Annotated in this window: 13 protein-coding genes; 6 read left to right on the top strand and 7 right to left on the bottom strand. The window is 69.3% G+C overall.

From position 1 onward, the window contains the following. Window positions 1-52: 52 nt before the first annotated feature. Entirely contained in the window at window positions 53-1819 is a 1767-nt protein-coding gene (gene rhlB / locus V3391_RS14895) for an ATP-dependent RNA helicase RhlB (protein WP_332079224.1), read from the bottom strand. Between the two features lie 203 nt (window positions 1820-2022). Here rhlB and trxA point away from each other — a divergent pair, with 203 nt between their 5' ends. Both trxA and rho read left to right on the top strand, forming a co-directional pair. Next, a complete protein-coding gene (gene trxA / locus V3391_RS14890; RefSeq protein ID WP_232115954.1) occupies window positions 2023-2349 on the top strand; it encodes a thioredoxin in 327 nt (108 codons plus the stop codon). Window positions 2350-2562: 213 nt separating this feature from the next. Further along, window positions 2563-4362 (top strand): transcription termination factor Rho, encoded by a 1800-nt coding sequence (gene rho / locus V3391_RS14885; protein ID WP_332079223.1) that lies wholly within the window; start codon window positions 2563-2565, stop codon window positions 4360-4362. Window positions 4363-4460: 98 nt separating this feature from the next. Here rho and V3391_RS14880 read toward each other — a convergent pair whose 3' ends face one another. The 6 genes from V3391_RS14880 to V3391_RS14855 all read right to left on the bottom strand — a co-directional run bounded on the left by V3391_RS14880 (window position 4461) and on the right by V3391_RS14855 (window position 12301). Then, window positions 4461-5222, bottom strand: a complete 762-nt coding sequence (locus tag V3391_RS14880) for an energy transducer TonB (protein ID WP_332079222.1) — start codon at window positions 5220-5222, stop codon at window positions 4461-4463. Window positions 5223-5272: 50 nt separating this feature from the next. Beyond that, window positions 5273-6139, bottom strand: a complete 867-nt coding sequence (locus tag V3391_RS14875) for an energy transducer TonB (protein WP_332079221.1) — start codon at window positions 6137-6139, stop codon at window positions 5273-5275. A gap of 79 nt (window positions 6140-6218) precedes the next feature. Beyond that, window positions 6219-9521, bottom strand: coding sequence for an ankyrin repeat domain-containing protein (locus V3391_RS14870; protein ID WP_332079220.1), 3303 nt, complete (start codon window positions 9519-9521; stop codon window positions 6219-6221). Next, window positions 9514-9786: a YcgL domain-containing protein gene (locus V3391_RS14865; RefSeq protein ID WP_332079219.1), complete on the bottom strand. Its 273-nt coding sequence runs from the start codon at window positions 9784-9786 to the stop codon at window positions 9514-9516. Before V3391_RS14865 ends, V3391_RS14870 begins: the two co-directional genes overlap by 8 nt. Window positions 9787-9884: 98 nt before the next feature. Then, complete coding sequence (gene cydB, locus V3391_RS14860; RefSeq protein WP_332079218.1) at window positions 9885-10904, bottom strand: cytochrome d ubiquinol oxidase subunit II; 1020 nt, start codon at window positions 10902-10904, stop codon at window positions 9885-9887. Then, window positions 10904-12301 carry a cytochrome ubiquinol oxidase subunit I gene (locus V3391_RS14855; protein ID WP_332079217.1) on the bottom strand — a complete coding sequence of 466 codons (1398 nt, stop codon included), beginning with the start codon at window positions 12299-12301 and terminating at the stop codon, window positions 10904-10906. Before V3391_RS14855 ends, cydB begins: the two co-directional genes overlap by 1 nt. Before the next feature lie 173 nt (window positions 12302-12474). Here V3391_RS14855 and V3391_RS14850 point away from each other — a divergent pair, with 173 nt between their 5' ends. From V3391_RS14850 to V3391_RS14835, 4 genes are all read left to right on the top strand, one after another. Further along, complete coding sequence (locus V3391_RS14850; protein ID WP_332079216.1) at window positions 12475-14844, top strand: S9 family peptidase; 2370 nt, start codon at window positions 12475-12477, stop codon at window positions 14842-14844. Then, on the top strand, window positions 14841-15317 hold the full coding sequence (locus tag V3391_RS14845; RefSeq protein WP_332079215.1) for a hypothetical protein: 477 nt from the start codon (window positions 14841-14843) through the stop codon (window positions 15315-15317). The genes V3391_RS14850 and V3391_RS14845 overlap by 4 nt, the downstream gene beginning before the upstream one ends. 61 nt (window positions 15318-15378) lie before the next feature. After that, window positions 15379-16290, top strand: coding sequence for an oxygen-dependent coproporphyrinogen oxidase (gene hemF, locus V3391_RS14840; protein ID WP_332079214.1), 912 nt, complete (start codon window positions 15379-15381; stop codon window positions 16288-16290). Between the two features lie 18 nt (window positions 16291-16308). Beyond that, window positions 16309-16989 (top strand): RluA family pseudouridine synthase, encoded by a 681-nt coding sequence (locus V3391_RS14835; RefSeq protein WP_343226856.1) that lies wholly within the window; start codon window positions 16309-16311, stop codon window positions 16987-16989. The last annotated feature ends 307 nt before the right edge of the window (window positions 16990-17296 follow it).

Here is a 17296-nt window from a genome sequence, read left to right as displayed (position 1 = left end):
AAAAAAAGCCCCGCCGAAGCGGGGCTCTCATCACGCAGGCCGAGACCAGCGATCAGCGCTTGTCGTCACCCGAGACCAGACGACGCAGGCCGCGACCGATGCGGCTCAGCAGCGACGGCGCCTTGTCCGGTTTCGCAGCCGGTGCCGGCCGCTGGGTCGGACGCACTTCGCGCGGCCCCTTGCCGCCGTTGCCCTGCGGCTTCTTCGACGTGTCGACCGCAGCCGTCGCGCCGTTCTGGGGCGATGCGCCCTCGGCGCCTTCGATCTTCTTGCCGGCGCGGCGGCGACGACGCTTGCGCGGCGGACGCGATTCGTCGGGCATCGCCTGCGCCACCGAACCGGCGGCATCGATCACCGGCTGCGCACCCGCGACGGCCGGCGCGGCCGCGGCGGTCTCGCCTTCGACGCGCGGCGGACGCGGCTTGCGCGGTCCGCGCTCGCCACGCCCTTCGCCACTGCCCGCCGAACGCGGACCCCGCGAACCGGGCGCACCACGACCGCCGGCACCGGCGCCCGCACCGCGGCCACCGCCGCGCTTGGCGTCTTCGACGGCGCGCGCCTCGCGCACTTCCTTGAAGATCTCGCTGATGCTCTCGCCGTCCTCGGCGTCGAGTTCGACGCCCTCGCGCGGCGCGCGCGGCAGCGCGGTCAGCAGCTCGGAGGTCACCGGCTCGACCGGAATCTTCTGTTCGATGTAGGCCTCGATCTCCGGCAGGCTCTGCGCGTAACGCTCGCAGGCGAAGCTGATCGCATCCCCCTCGGCGCCCAGACGCGCGGTGCGGCCGATGCGGTGGACGTAGTCCTCGGCATCGAACGGCAGATCGTAGTTGAAGACGTGGCTGACGCCGTCGATGTGCAGGCCGCGCGCGGCGACGTCGGTCGCCACCAGCAGTTCGAGCTGGCCGGCCTGGAACTTCTTCAGCAGGCTCTCGCGTTTCTTCTGCGGCACGTCGCCCGACAGCACGCCGACCCGGTAGCCGGCCTTCTCCAGCGCACGCGCCACGCGCTCGATGAACGCCTTGGTGTTGACGAACACCATCGTGCGCGCGCCTTCGCTGCGCGACAGCAGGCCCAGCAGCAGCTGGAGCTTCTCGTCGTCGGCGGGGAAGTACATCACCTGCCGGACCTTGGCGTTGGTGATGAACTCGCTTTCGACGACCAGCTTCTCCGGCTCGTTCATGTGCTCGTACGCGAGTTCCAGCACGCGATGGCTCAGCGTTGCCGAGAACAGCAGCGTCTGGCGCTCGGTGCGGATCGGCATGCGACGCAGCAGAAAGCGGATGTCCTTGATGAAGCCGAGGTCGAACATGCGGTCGGCTTCGTCGAGCACGCACATCTCGCAGGCGTGCAGGCTGACCACCTTGTGCTGCTTGACGTAGTCGATCAGGCGGCCGGGGGTCGCGATGATGACGTCGGCGCCTTCGGTGAGGATCTGGCGCTGCTTGTCGTAGTCGACACCGCCGTAGACCAGGGCGAACTTCAGGCCGAGGTGGCTGCCGAACTTCACCGCGTCCTTGTGGATCTGGATGGCGAGTTCGCGGGTCGGCGCGAGGATCAGCGCGCGCGGGTCTTCCGGCTTGCGGTCGGCCAAGGCCGGCTTCGACAGCAGGCGGTTGATCACCGCGACCAGGAAGGCCAGGGTCTTGCCGGTGCCGGTCTGGGCCTGGCCGGCGACGTCGCGGCCGTTGAGGGCCAGCGGCAGCGTCAGCGCCTGGATCGGCGTGCAGCGGGTGAACCCGGCCTCTTCCAGCCCGGCGAGCAGCGCCGGATGCAGGTCGAAAGACGAGAAGGTGATGTCGGTAAGAGGCTTGTCGCTCATGCGTAGGAAGGTGTCCGGGCGTCGCCGACTTGGAGGGCGCCGCGTGCTTGCGTGGGAGGCAGTCGCGACGGCAGACTGCCTGGGCGCAGGACGCATGGGTCGTCCCGCAGGAGCGCCACCTTGATTCCGGTCGGCGATCCCCCATTTTACATCCATCCCGGCGCCGCTGCTTCGAAGCGCGCCCCAGCCCCCCGGAGCCCCCTGTGACCGACGCCGTCATCCACGCCAGCGATTCCGATTTCGATGCCACCGTGCTGCAGTCCGACGTGCCGGTGCTCGTCGACTTCTGGGCGCCCTGGTGCGGCCCCTGCAAGATGATCGCCCCGGCGCTCGACGAACTGGCGGGCGACTACGCCGGCCGCGCCAAGATCGTGAAGATCGACGTGGACCAGAACCAGGCCACCGCGCTGAAGTACCACGTGCGCTCGATCCCGATGCTGCTGCTGTTCAAGGACGGCCAGGTGCAGGGCACGCAGATCGGCGCCGTCGGCAAGCCGCAGCTGGCCCAGTTGATCGACAAGGCCCTCTGAGGCCCGTTCCGACCCCGCGACAGGCCGTCGGAAGACGCCCTGCCGTCTGAACCGACCGCGCGGCCACCGCTTGCCGCCGGTCGGACGCAGTGCTAGGTTTGCCCTGCTCCGGCGTGTGTACCGCGCGCCGCACCCATCTGGCGTCACTCCCGACTGTCCGTTTTCCTGCCGCCGCCCGTCCCGGGCGCTCGCAACCGAGCGAGGATTTTCCGCTTGTCCGACCACACATCCGATCCCGGCACGCCCGAGGGCGACTCCGCCGTGAAGCGCGTGCGCAAGCCGCGCGTGGCCAAGAAGGCCACCGATACCGCCTCTCCCGATTCCCAGTCCCAGTTGCCGTTGGCGACCCAGGACGCCTCCGCACCCAAGGCACCGCCCGCGAGTGCACCGCCGCCGCAGGCGGCCGCGCCGCAGTCCGAAGCGCCGAGGGCGCCGGGCGAGTCCGCACAGGGCGATGCCCCGCGCGGCAACCCGAACAACCAGGGCCAGAACGGCCAGCAGAACGGCGGCCAGCATCACGCCCAGCAGGGCGGCGAGCCGCGCCAGCACGGCGGCGGCCAGCAGCACCAGAACCGCGGCAACAATGGCGGCGGTGGCAACAACAACGAACAGGGCGGCAACAACCGCCGCGACCGGTTCAAGAACCGACGCGATCGTCCGCGTGGTGGCGGCCGCGATGACGGCCTGCCGCAGGACGGTGGCAACGACCACGTCCAGCGCCTGCCGCCCCCGAATATTCCGGACGGGTTTCCGCAGTACACGCTGAGCGACCTCAAGCGCATGCCGGCGCACAAGCTGCTCGACATCGCCGACCAGCTGTCGATCGAAGGCGTGGCGCGTGCCCGCAAGCAGGACGTGATCTTCGGCCTGCTCAAGGTCCTGACCCGCCACGGCGAGGGCGTCGTCGCCGACGGCGTGCTCGAGATCCTGCCCGACGGCTACGGCTTCCTCCGCGCGGCCGAGGCGAGCTACCTCGCCGGCCCGGACGACGTCTACATCTCGCCCAGCCAGATCCGCCGCTTCAACCTGCGCACCGGTGACCATCTGCTCGGTCGCATCCGCTGGCCGAAGGATGGCGAGCGCTACTTCGCGCTGTCGGTCGTCGACACGATCAACGGCGAGCCGCCGGAAGCCAGCAAGGGCAAGGTGCTGTTCGAGAACCTGACCCCGCTGTTCCCGCGCAAGCGCTTCAAGCTCGAGCGCGGCGACGGCTCAAGCGAGGACATCGCCGGCCGCATCCTCGATCTGATGGCGCCGCAGGGCAAAGGCCAGCGCGCCCTGATCGTCTCGCCGCCGAAGGCGGGCAAGACGATGATGATGCAGCAGGTCGCCAGCGCCATCACCTACAACCATCCCGACGTGCACCTGATCGTGCTGCTGATCGACGAGCGTCCGGAAGAAGTGACCGAGATGCAGCGCACTGTGCGCGGCGAAGTCATCTCGTCGACGTTCGACGAGCCGGCCGCGCGCCACGTGCAGGTCGCCGAAATGGTGATCGAACGCGCCAAGCGCCTGGTCGAGCACAAGAAGGACGTCGTCATCCTGCTCGACTCGATTACCCGCCTCGCCCGCGCCTACAACAACGTCGTGCCGAGCTCGGGCAAGGTCCTGACCGGTGGCGTGGACGCCAACGCGATGCACCGCCCGAAGCGCTTCTTCGGCGCCGCGCGCAACGTCGAGGAAGGCGGTTCGCTGACCATCATCGCCACCGCACTCGTCGACACCGGCAGTGCGATGGACAAGGTGATCTACGAAGAGTTCAAGGGCACCGGCAACTCGGAAGTGCACCTCGATCGCCGCATCACCGAGAAGCGCGTCTACCCGGCGATCAACGTCAACCAGTCGGGCACACGACGCGAGGACTACCTCATCGAGCCGGACCTGCTGCAGCGCATCTGGATCCTGCGCAAGCTCCTCCATCCGATGGACGAGATCGCCGCGATGGAATTCCTGCTCGACAAGATGAAGACCACGAAGTCCAACGACGAGTTCTTCTCGTCGATGAAGCGCTGACCGGTCCGCCGGCTCCCGCAACGAAAAGACCCCGCTCGCGCGGGGTCTTTTCGTTTGGGTTTGTCTCCGCGTTCGAAGCGAAGCGGCGTGCGGCAGGCTCAGCCCGCGTCGCGGATGACGAATGCCGATTGCGCAGTGACGACCTGGCCGCCGGCCTGCTCGGCAGCGAGACATTCCGCCGAGCCGGTTTTCGACGCCTGCATGTTCCTCAGCATGTCGCGCGCCTTGCGCGAGCCCGTGTTCGCCACCTCGAGGGTCACCGGCGTGCTGACACGGGTCGTGATCGCCTGACCATCCACCTGTTCCGGCAGGGTGCGCATGTCGGCGACCCAGTCGCGCGCCATGCGTTCGAAGGGGGCACGCTCGCGCTCGCGGGTGCCTTCCGCGAACTCGACGGCATCCAGGCGCGCGCTGCCGTCGGGCTGCACGGCGTAATGCACCGTCATGTTCGCCCCCAGCCCGCGCCGCGCCGCTTCCACCGGATAACGCGGCGGCGCGGGATACGCCGAGCCATCCGCCAGGCCCGGACCGTGGCTCCGGTATTCGGCGGCCAACTGCATCTGGTCGCCTGCCGCCGGCACCGCGCAGACGCCGAAGACCACGTAGGTCACGCCGCCACGCGGGCGTCCCTCGATCACCGCGGGCTCGAACGCGAGATCGCGCGCACGGGCTTCGACGAAATCGCGAAGACCTTGGGACAGCTTCGGCGACGCTTCGATATCGGTCGGCTGACCGCGTGCGTCGACGACGACCTTGACCATCGTAGGAAACGCCACGACCTCGGCAGCGTCTCGTGCACTCGCCGAAGCCGCGATCGCACCGGCGAGAAGACTGCCCGTCAGCAATATCGGATGTCGCATGGAACCTCCTTGTTCACGCCTTGGGCGTGCAGAAAACGGAATCGACGGGCTCAGCCCTGGAACGGCGTCAACAGCTTGAAGCGCGAGGTTTCCGGCGTCACGCCACCGGCCACCAAGGTGTCGGGACTGAAGCCCGGCGGTGTGGGGGCTGCCCAGACGGGGCGCTGCTGCTGGCCGGGATGGTAGGCACTCCACTGACCGTACGCGGCCGCCCGGTCGTCGCCCAACCTGAAGTCGACGGGCACGCGCACCACCCAGTAATCACGGGTCGTGTCCTCACCCTGCTCGGGCGGGGCGAACGTCCAGTGCTTGAGTGCGTTGTCGATCGCGGTCTTCGACAGGGTGTTGCGGATCATCTGCATCTGTCGCGCATTGCCGAGTGCGGTCAGGTTGACCTGTTCGGCGACGACATCTTCAGCCTTGCCGTCGCGGCCGACCTTCACCAGCAGGTAGACCGTGCCCTTGCCGCCGATCTGCGCGATGTTCATCGGATAGCGCGGCGGACGCAGGTCGGCGCGACGCACGCTGGTGCGATCGGAATCAGAATATTCCTCGCCGAAGTGCGCACTGGCGATGCGCACGTGCATGTTGCCTTCGCCATCGCCGACCGGCGTCGCGACCAGGCGCACGCTCATCTTTGCGCGTGCGAGCACGGGGACGCCATCGACGAGGACCGGTTCGAACCGCAACGCCGGAATCGCGCGCTCGATCAGATCGACGGCATGCGCCGGCAGTTTGTCCGGCTGGTCGAACGCGTGACCAGTGACTTTGCCCTCGCGATCGATGTCGACGTGACCCGTCACCAGCATGGAGGCTTCGACTTCCTGGCGCGCCTGACGCGCGCTCTGGGCATCGGCGACGGGCGTGGCGCCCGCGAGAAACGCGAGGGCGAGCAAAGCGGAGAGCGTGCGGTTCATGGATGCTTCCTGCAGAGGACCGGGTCCCGACTGTGCCGCCTCCACGTGCGCGGGACAAGCCCGGGCAGACCCCGGGTCCTCAGCGCTGCTCGCGCAGGAACCGCGCCATCGACACGCCGTCGCCGCTCTGGGCGGGGGCGAATTCGGCGGCGACGTCGATGAAGCCGCGCATCACCGCGACCTCGCGCGGGGTGCGGTTGAGGGTGTCGCGCAGGTCGGGGTCGGCACCGGCACGCAGCAGCCGACGGGCCAGGCGCAGCTGGCCGTGCAGGCCGGTCAGGTGCAGCGGGCCGAAGCCACGCTGATCCTGCGAATCGAGCGAGACACCTTCGTCGAGAAGCTGTTCCATCGCCGCCAGCACCACGTCCTCGTCGCAGGCGGTACCGGGTTCGGCGCGGGCACCGAGCAGCAGCAGCAACGGGGTGACGCCGCCGGCCGCGGGCGCATCGACCTCGGCGCCGGCCAGCAACAGGGTGTCGAACAATGCGAGCAGACGCGGCCGGTCGCGCGAGGTGAAGCCGTAGAGTGCGGCGCAATGCAGAGGCGTGAGGCCCTGCGCGTCGGTCGCGTGGATGTCGGCGCCGGCGGTCAGCAAACGCGCGGCGAGATCGGGCAGACCGAGCGCTGCGGCGAGCATCAGCACGCTGACTTCGCCCGGCAGCCGCTGGTCGAGCGAGACACCGGAGGTCAGCAAGCGATCGACGACCTCGGCGTGCCGCATGCTGACCGCCGCCGACAGCGGCGTGGCGCCGGACTGCGCGGCGCGCGCGGCATCGGCATCACGCGACAGCAGCAGCTCGACGACGTCGCGATGCCCGCCACCGGCGGCGCGCAGCAGGGCGGTGCAGCCCTGCGCGTCCACGGTGTCGACCGGGAAACCGAGATCCAGCAGGCGGCGCACGGCTTCGGCATCGCCGGCATTCGCGGCGGCCGGCAGATCGGCCGGTTCCAGCGCGCGACGCGGCAGCTTCCAGCCACGCCAGTCGAGCCAGTCGGCGAGATCGCGGCGACCGGCCGACAGGGCGACGCCCAACGGCGTCTGGCCGTCGGCGGCGCAGGCCGCCGGCGAGGCGCCATGCCGCACGAGCACCTTCAGTGCGCCTTCGCGGCCGAGCGCGGCGGCGAGATGCAGCGCGGTCATGCCGCGGGCGTCGCGGGCATCGAGGTCGACGCCGTGACCGACCAGGCGTTCGATCAGCCGCAGCCAGCCCAGCCGGACGGCCAACGACAGCGGCGGATCGCCGGCGGACGACGGCGCGAAGGGATCGGCGCCACGCGCCAGCAGGTCGAGCGCGAGCGTCTCGTACGCGCGTGCGGCCTGGTCGTCATCGCTGCAGGCGGCGAGATAGCGCGCGAGCGTGCCGGCGCCACCGGGCGACGCACCGTGGCGCAGCAGCGCCTGCAGGATCGGCAGATGTTGCGGGGCCGAGGCCAGCAGCGCGCACAGCGGCGGCGCACCGGTGTCGTCGGCCACTTCGACATCGGCGCCCTGCGCGAGCAGCCATTCGATGCGGTCCAGCGACGGCGGCATCTCGGGATCGAGCAGCAGCCCGCCGAGATCGCGCGCGCCGAGCAGTCGCAGCAGCGGGCCCTGATCGTCGAAGCGGCCTTCGCGCAGGCTCGCGCGCAACAACAGAACCGGCGTGCGGTCGCTGGCGACGGCGCCGTCTTCGTCATCGCCGATGCCGATGTTGGCCGGCAGCGGGTAGTCGGGATCGAGCAGACGCACCAGCGTCCAGCGACCGGTCTCGGCGGCGCGGTCGACCGGCTTGCGACCCTCGGCATCGGCCACATCGGCCGGCACGCCGAGTTCGAGCAACCGCTGCAGCAGCGCGGCCGACGGCAGCTCCGCGGTGCAGGCCAGCATCACCGCATTGCGCCCCGCGACGTCGACCGCGGCGACATCGGCGTGTCCGGCCAGCAACGCTTCGAACGCGGACAGGCGACCGGCGCGTGCGGCTTCGAGCAGCGGCGTGCGGCCGTCGTTGTCGCGACCGCGCACGTCGGCGCCGGCGCCGAGCAGCGCGGCGAGAATGTCGTCGTGCCCCTGGAAGGCCGCCATATGCAGCGCGCTGCGACGCAGCGCATCGCGCGCGTCCACACGGGCCTTGTGCTTGAGCAGCAACTGCACGCCGGCGGCGTCGTCCTCGTCGCCGCCGGCCGCGGCCAGCAGCGCGGGCGTGCCGCCCTCGACCTCGGCGCGCGCGCCGCGTTCGAGCAGGAACTTCGCCAGCCGCCAGTTGCCGACCGCGCAGGCCATGCCGAGCGGGGTCAGGCCGTCGTGGTTGCGCGCTTCGAGTTCGGCCGCGGCATCGCGCAGCAGCGCGGCGACGCCGGGATCGGAACTGCGCGCGGCCAGATGCAGCGGCGTATTGCCTTCGTGATCGGTGATCCGCGGATCGGCGCCATTGGCCAGCAGGGTCATCACCGCGTCGGGGCGGCCGTGCCAGCTGTCGCGGGTCGCGGCCAGCAGCGGCGTCATGCCGGCATGCGCGGTGTTGACGTCGACGCCGCGCGCGATCAGTTCGCGCAGCAGACGCAGATCCGGCAGCACCGCGGCCAGTACCGGCAGGCTGCGCTGGTCGCGATCGTCGGCCGCGGGCAGCACGCGCACATCGGCGCCGGCTTCGATCAGCGCCAGTGCGCGATCGACGCGACCGGCCCGCGCGGCGGCGTAGAGCGCGACATCGGGCGCCGCGTCGAGCGGTTCTTCCGACAACGCAACCGCGGGATCGCCCTGCATCTCGACGATCTGGATCGGCAGCGCCGCAGGCGGCGCGAGGCGTTGCAGCACGGCATGCAGGCCCAGCGAGGCGAGCACGGCGATGATCGCCAACCCCGCGCGCGGGCCGATGCCGCCGGCCGGCAGCCAGGCCGGCATCAGGACCAGGGCGACGATCGCCGCGACGCACAGCGCTGCGCCGACGCCGCGCCAGTTGCTGGTCTCGCGCTCCGACAGCGCGCGCCAGTGCGTGCGCAGATCGCCGCCGTCGCGCTCGATCGCGTGCCACAGCGGCCAGGTGCGCCAGAAGCCGATGACCGCGAGGCCGACCGCGACACTCAACGCGAGCGCCGCGCCGAGTTCACCGCCCTGCCGCAACGCGGACAGCGGCCAGGCGACCAGCGCCGCCGTCGCGACCGTGGCACCGCCCCAGGCACCGGCCAGCGACATCAGATCGGTCCGCAGCGTCGCGCCCGCGGGGACGGCGCGCGTGCGCCAGCCGCGGACGACCAGCGCGAATGCAGGCTGTGCGAGCGCGCCGGCGACGGCGGCGAGCGGACCGCCGACGAGCGTCAGCGCAGCCAGCGCGATGCCGGCCAGAAGCACGAGGATCAGGGAACGGGCGAACGCGGACGACGGCCGCTGCGCGGACTCAGGCATCGGTGCCCCAGTCCTCCGTCAGCGGATCGTGGACCAGACGCGGCGGCATCTGCAGATGGAATTTCTGCGTGCGCAGCTTCTCGCGCACCAGCGCGGCATCTTCGCGCGCGAGCTTGCGCTCGGGCGTCAGCGCGACATCGAGCACGAAGCTCAGTTCGCCCAGCTGCGCGCGCACCGGCTCGGGCAGGACGTCGAACGCGTCGCGCTCGGCGAGGTACACGTAGGTGTCCGCCTTGCGCTGGCTTTTGTAGACGTAGGCGTGCATGGCCGAAGAACCGCGGAAACACGCTCGATTGTGCGGCAAAACCCCGGGCTTGGGTATTGCGGCAGCCGAGGAGAACACCGCGTGCGTCGACACCGTGTTCAGTGATAGCCCGCGTCGGCGGCCACCTTGCCGCGGAACACGCGGTACGACCACGCGGTGTACCCCAGGATCAACGGCAGCAGCACCACCAGCCCGGCCAGCACGAAGCCCTGCGACGACGGCGGCGATGCGGCCTCCCAGATGCTCAGCGACGGCGGCACGATGTTCGGCCACATGCCCAGCACCAGGCCGAGGAAGCCGAGCCCGAAGAAGCTCAGCGTCAGCAGGAACGGGCGCGCATCGCGGCCCTCGCGCATCGCGGCGCGCCACAGCCAGATGGCATTGACCAGCGCCAGCACCGGCACCGGCGACAGCCACCAGAAATGCCCGTCCTCGAACCAGCGCGCCATGATCTGCGAGTCCAGAAACGGCAGCCATGCGCTGACCAGTCCCATGAACGCGGCGACCACCAGCACCAGCGGCTGGGTCAGCGTGCGCGCCATCTGCTGCAGGCGGCCCTCGGTCTTGAGGATCAACCAGCCGCTGCCGAGCAGCGCGTAGCCGAACACCACCGCGGCGCCGGTCAGCATCGAGAACGGACTGAACCAGTCCAGCGCGCCGCCGGCGTACTTGCCCTCCTCCAGCGCCATGCCCTCGACCAGCGCGCCGAGGATCACGCCCTGCGCGAATGCGGCCAGCAGCGAACCCATCGCAAACGCGACGCCCCAGAAGCGCTTGCCGCGCTGCGCCTTGAAGCGGAATTCGAACGCGACGCCGCGGAACACCAGTGCGATCAGCATCAGCAGCACCGGCAGATACAGCGCCGACAGCACGATCGCGTAGGCGCGCGGAAACGCCGCCAGCAGACCGGCGCCGCCGAGCACCAGCCAGGTTTCGTTGCCGTCCCAGATCGGCGCGGCGGTGGTCATCATGTGGTCGAGCTGCTCGCTGTCTTCGGCGAACGGCGCCAGCACGCCCAGGCCCAGCACGAAGCCGTCGAGCAGCACGTACATCAGCACGCCGAAGCCGATCACGCCGAACCAGATCACCGGCAGCACGGTCTGCAGGTCGAGGTCCATCAGTCGTCTCCCACCGGGCCGTCGGCCGCCGAGATCGGCCGCATCGGCGTGCGCTCGCCCGCGTCGTGGTCGGGGCCGTCGTCGAAGGGCTGCGGGCCCTTGCGGATCATCTTGAGGATGTAACCACCGCCGGCGCCGAACACCACGGCGTAGGCGATGACAAAGGCGGTGAGCGACACGATCACGCTGGTGCGGTCGATGTCGCTGACCGCATCCGCGGTGCGCAGCAGGCCCTGGATCGCCCAGGGCTGGCGGCCGATCTCGACGACGAACCACCCCGCCAGCACCGCGATGAAGCCGCTCGGCGCCATCAGCCGCCAGGTGTTCAGCAGCCACTTCGATTCGAACAACCAGCGCCGGCGCCACGCCCACAGCGAGACGACGGTGAGCAGCAACATCGCCATGCCGATGCCCACCATGACCCGGAACGCGTAGAACACCGGCGCCACCGGCGGCCGCTCGTCGCGCGGCACCGCGGTCAGCGGCGCGATCGTGCCATCCCAGCTGTGGGTCAGGATCACGCTGCCGAGTCGCGGGATCGCGATCTCGAAATCGTTGCGTTCTTCGTCCACATTCGGCACCGCGAACAGCACCAGCGGCACGCCTTCGCCGGGGGCGCTCTCGTGCCAGTGCGCCTCCATCGCCGCGAGCTTGACCGGCTGCACTTCACCGGTCTTCAGACCATGCAGATCGCCGACGAAGATCTGCAGCGGCACGGTGATCGCCGCGAATGCGACCGAGAGCTTGAGCATCCGCGTCGCCGCATCGACGTGTTCGCCGCGACGCAGATACCAGGCGGCCACGCCGCCGATGACGAAACACGTGGTGATGAACGCCGCCAGCGCCATGTGCGCCAGCCGGTATGGGAACGAGGGATTGAAGATGATCGCCATCCAGTCTGCCGGATGGAACACGCCGTCGATCAGCTCATAGCCCGCCGGCGTGTGCAGCCAGCTGTTGGCCGAGAGGATCCAGAACGTCGAGATCAGCGTGCCCACGGCGACGAGACACGTCGACAGGAAATGCAGCTTCTCAGACACCCGGCCCCAGCCGAACAGCATCACGCCGAGGAAGCTCGCTTCCAGGAAGAACGCGGTCAGCACCTCGTAGCTCAGCAGCGGCCCGAGGATGTTGCCCGCCGCGATGCTCAGCGCCGACCAATTGGTACCGAACTGGAAGCTCATGACGATGCCCGACACCACGCCCATGCCGAACGACACCGCGAAGATCCGCATCCAGAAGAAATACAGCTCGCGCCACACCGGATCGCGCGTGCGCAGCCAGCGGAATTCCAGGAACGCCAGCCAGCTCGACAGGCCGATCGTGAAGGCCGGAAACAACACGTGGAACGAGATCACGAATCCGAACTGGATCCGCGACAGCAGCAGGGCGTCCAAGAAGGGCTCCGGTGGGGCGGCGCGCCACGAGTCTGCGGGCGCGCGCGTGAAAGCGGGATGCGGCATGGTGTCGCGCGACATCGCGTCGCGCCCCGACCATGACCTTCGCCAGAGCGGCCCGGGCAGCGGCGCCCGTTACACTTCGGCTTCTTTTCGCTTCATGGAACCGTCGAATGCGTCGACTGCCGCTGAGCTGGGTGCTCGCCTGCGCCCTCGTGTCTCCCGCCGCCCTGGCGCAACCGTCGCAGCCGCTGACGATGGAGCGGATCATGGCCGATCCGGACTGGATCGGCGCGCCGGTCGAGGGCGCGTGGTGGCGCTGGGATGGCCAGGCGGCGTACTACACCCGCAAGCGCGAAGGCAGCAGCGTCCGCGAAACCTGGCAGCAGCCGCTCGCAGGCGGCGCGTCGACCCGCGTCGAAGACGGCGCCCGCGCCGACCTCGATGCCCAGAACCCGATCACCGATGCCACCGGCACGCGCATGGCGTTCCTCCGCAATGGCGATCTGTTCGTGCGCGATCTGCGCACCGGCGCGCTGACCCAGGTCACCCGCACCGAAGCGCCGGAAGCACAGCCGCAGTGGTCGACGACCGGCGGTCTGGTCTGGCGCGCCGGCAACGACTGGTTCGGCTGGGACGCGCAACGCGGCACCACGCAGCTGGCCAGCCTCAAGGCCGAGGACGATCCGGCCAAGCCGCCGAATGACGACGACCTGCGCGACCGTCAGCTGCGCATGATCGAAACGCTCCGCGTCGAGCGCGACCGCCGCGACGGCCTGCGCACGCAGAACGAGGCCTGGCGCCGCAGCGACGCGACACGCGCGCCCGGCCCGGTGTTTCTCGGCAAGGACGTCACGATCGCCGGCAGCGCGTTGTCGCCGGCGGGCGACCGGCTGATCGTCGTCACCACCGCCAAGAACGGCGATGAAGGGCGCGAGGGCAAGATGCCGCGCTACGTCACCGAATCTGGCTACGAGGAATTCGAGGACGTGCGCACACGCGTCGGCCGCAACGATCCGCTGCCGCACACGCTGTGGCTGGTGGACGTGGCCAGCGGCCAGGCGCGCGAGCTCAAGACCGACACCCTGCCCGGCATCGGCACCGATCCGCTGGCCGATCTGCGCCGCGCGGCGGGCAAGGACGCGCTCAAGGGCAATCGCCCCGTGCGCCTGGAACTCGACGGCCGCGGCGGTGGCGGCGGTGCGATCCGCTGGAGCGACGACGGTCGCAGCGTCGCGCTGTCGATCCACTCGGTCGACAACAAGGACCGCTGGCTCGCCACTGTCGATCTGTCCGGCGCGACGCTGCAGAATCGCGATCGCCTGACCGACGCCGCGTGGATCAACTGGGATTTCAACGAGTTCGGCTGGCTGCCCGACAACCGCACGCTGTGGTTCCTGTCGGAAACCTCCGGCTACTCGCATCTGTATCTCAACGACGGCGGCCGCTCGCGCGCGCTGACCTCGGGCCAGTGGGAAGTGTCGTCGCCGGTGATGTCGCGCGACGGCAGCCGCTTCTTCTTCCTGTGCAACCAGCAGTGGCCGGGTCGTTACGAGGTGTGCAGCGCACATGGCGGCACCGTCAGCGAACTCACGAAGACCGGCGGCATCGAGGACTTCGCGCTGTCGCCCGACGAGACCCGCCTGCTGCTGCGCACCTCCAGCAGTTACACGCCGCCGCAGCTCGCCGTCGCCGATGTCGCCGGCGGTGAAGTCCGCGTGCTCACCGACACCCGCAGTGCCGAGTTCAAGGCGCACGACTGGCTGCAGCCCGAGTACGTACAGATCCCATCCAAGCACGGCGCCGGCACGGTCTGGGGCAAGTTCTACGCGCCGGAGACCTACGAGCCGGGCCGAAAGTATCCGGTCGTGCTGTTCGTGCACGGCGCCGGCTACCTGCAGAACGTCAGCGACCGCTACCCGAACTACTTCCGCGAGCAGATGTTCCACAACCTGCTGGTGCAGCAGGGCTACATCGTGCTGGACCTCGATTTCCGCGCGTCCGCCGGCTACGGCCGCGACTGGCGCACGGCGATCTACCGGCAGATGGGCCATCCGGAACTCGAGGATTACCTCGACGGCATCGACTGGCTGGTCGACAACCACCAGGCCGATCGCGACCGCGTCGGCATCTACGGTGGCAGCTACGGCGGCTTCATGACCTTCATGGCGCTGTTCCGCGAACCCGGCGTATTCAAGGCCGGCGCCGCACTGCGCCCGGTCACCGACTGGTCGCAGTACAACCACGCCTACACCGCCAACATCCTCAATACGCCGGACATCGATCCCGAGGCGTACCTGAAGTCCTCGCCGATGGAATATGCCGACCGCCTGCAGGACAACCTGCTGATCGCGCACGGCATGATCGACGACAACGTGTTCTACAAGGACTCGGTGATGATGGCCCAACGCCTGATCGAGCTGCGCAAGGACAAGTGGGAACTGGCGAGCTACCCGCTCGAGCGCCACGCCTACCAGCATCCGGCCTCGTGGTACGACCAGTACCGCCGTATCTACGAGCTCTTCGAGCGCACGCTGAAATGACCACGTCCGGCCCGTTGCCGGCGGTCGAGCTGCTGCGGCCGTCGCCGTGGAAGATGCTCGCGCTGCTGGCGATTTGCGCCGGGTTCGTGTGGATGGCGGTCGTCATCGGCGAGCGCCACCTGCTGATCGCGTGGCTGTGCGGTGGATTCTTCGGGCTGTGCGCGCTGGTCGCGCTGGTGTCGCTGTTGCCCGGCGCGAACCACCTGCGGCTCGATGCCGATGGCATCGAACTGCGCTCGCTGTTCCGGGTCACGCGCTGGGGCTGGCGCGACGTCGTGCGCTTCGGCCCGACACGCGTCGGCCTGCACACGATGGTCGGCATCGATTTCGCCGACCACGTGGATGCCGCGGCGCGTTTGCGCCGCGTCAATCGCGGACTGACCGGCTTCGATGGCGCCCTGCCCGACACGTTCGGACACAAGGCGTCCGTCCTCGCGGCGAAGCTGGAAACATGGCGCCAGGCACACGCCTAAGCACAGCGCCGCATCGACCGGGATCCATGCCGCCACACCGGCGCCGCCTACAATGCGGGCCATGAATGATTTCCACACCGTCCGCGATTACCTGACCGGCCTGCAGGACCGGATCTGCCATGCGATCGAAGGCGCCGACGGCCGCGCCCGTTTCGTCGAAGACCAGTGGCAGCGGGCAGAAGGCGGCGGGGGTCGCACCCGCATCCTGCGCGACGGCGCGGTGTTCGAGCAGGCCGGCATCGGCTTTTCCGATGTCTCCGGCACGGCCCTGCCCCCGTCGGCCAGTGCCAACCGTCCGGAACTCGCCGGCGCCTCGTGGCGCGCCTGCGGCGTGTCGCTGGTGTTCCATCCCCACAATCCGCACCTGCCGACCACGCACGCCAACGTGCGCCACTTCCGCGCCGTGCGCGACGGCGAGACCGTGGCCTGGTGGTTCGGCGGCGGCTTCGATCTGACCCCGTTCTATCCGGTCGACGAGGATGTGCTGCACTGGCACCGCACCGCGCGCGACCTGTGCGAGCCCTTCGGCGGACAGGCGCGCTACGACGCCCACAAGCAGTGGTGCGACGACTACTTCTTCCTCAAGCACCGCAACGAGACGCGCGGCATCGGCGGGTTGTTCTTCGACGATCTGCATGGCGATTTCGACACCGACTTCGCCTACATGCGCGCTGTCGGCGACGGCTTCCTCGATGCCTATCTGCCGATTGTCGAGCGCCGCACGCACACGCCGTACAGCGAGGCGGAGCGCGAGTTCCAGCTGTATCGCCGCGGGCGCTACGTCGAGTTCAACTTGGTCTACGACCGCGGCACGCTGTTCGGCCTGCAGTCGGGCGGACGCGCCGAATCGATCCTGATGAGCCTGCCGCCGCGCGTGCGCTGGGAATACGGCTTCACCCCGGCGGCCGGCAGTGACGAATCGCGTCTGGCCGGCTACCTGCACCCGCGCGACTGGCTCGCCGAGCTGGCCTGAACACGCCGGATCTGGCCGGTGACCGCATTCGACGACGCCACGCATCCAGCTCCCGAATTGGGCGGCCCGCGCGTGCTGCATGTCGACGATCACCTGCTGGCGTTCGACAAGCCCAGCGGCTTGTTGTCGGTACCCGGTCGCGGCGCGGACAAACAGGACTGCCTCGCGACCCGCGCACTGGCGCAGTGGCCGGACGCACGCGTCGTGCATCGGCTGGATCAGCCGACCTCGGGCGTCATCGTGCTGGTGCGAAACGCAGAGATGCAGCGCGCACTCGGCGATGCGTTCGCCGAACGCCGCGTCGACAAGCGCTATGTCGCGATCGTCGACGGCTGGCCCGACGCCGATGCCGGCACGATCGATCTGCCGCTGCAGGCCGACTGGCCGAACCGGCCGCGGCAACAGGTCGACCGCATCAGCGGCAAGCCCGCGCTGACCCGCTGGCAGGTCCTGTCGCGTACGCAGACTGCAGAGGGCGCGCCCTGCACCCGGCTGGCGCTGATGCCCGAAACCGGTCGCACGCACCAGCTGCGCGTGCATCTGCAGGCGATCGGCCATCCGATCCTCGGCGATGCGCTCTACGCCCCGCCGGAAGCGCACGCACGCGCGGCGCGGCTGCTGCTGCACGCGGAGTCGCTGAGCTTCGAACATCCGGCGACCGGCGCGTCGCTGTGCATCACATGCGCGGTGCCGTTCTGAAACTCAGCACACCCGCGACACCTGCAACAACCATCGCAGCAAATTCCGGACGTAAAAAAGCCCCGCAGGCAGGGGGGGCCTACGGGGCTCGGGGAACCGGGCGCGGGGAGACGCCTGATGGTTCCGGTCGATCACTCCAGGGGAAGGAAGCGATCTGGCGACAGACCTTGCATCTGTCGAGGGACATAAGACCATTCCGTGGATGGATGGATCGTGAAGATTCCGGTTAATTTTCTGTTGGATTCAGGCCGCATTTACTCGCAATCCGCGCAAACACAGCCACCGCCAGAAGCGGCACATTTCCGGC

Origin of the sequence: Luteimonas flava (assembly GCF_036584485.1) — a bacterium.
Lineage (GTDB): Bacteria > Pseudomonadota > Gammaproteobacteria > Xanthomonadales > Xanthomonadaceae > Luteimonas > Luteimonas flava.
Note: the sequence above shows the minus strand (reverse complement) of the source record. Positions and strands in the feature narration are given on the sequence as shown.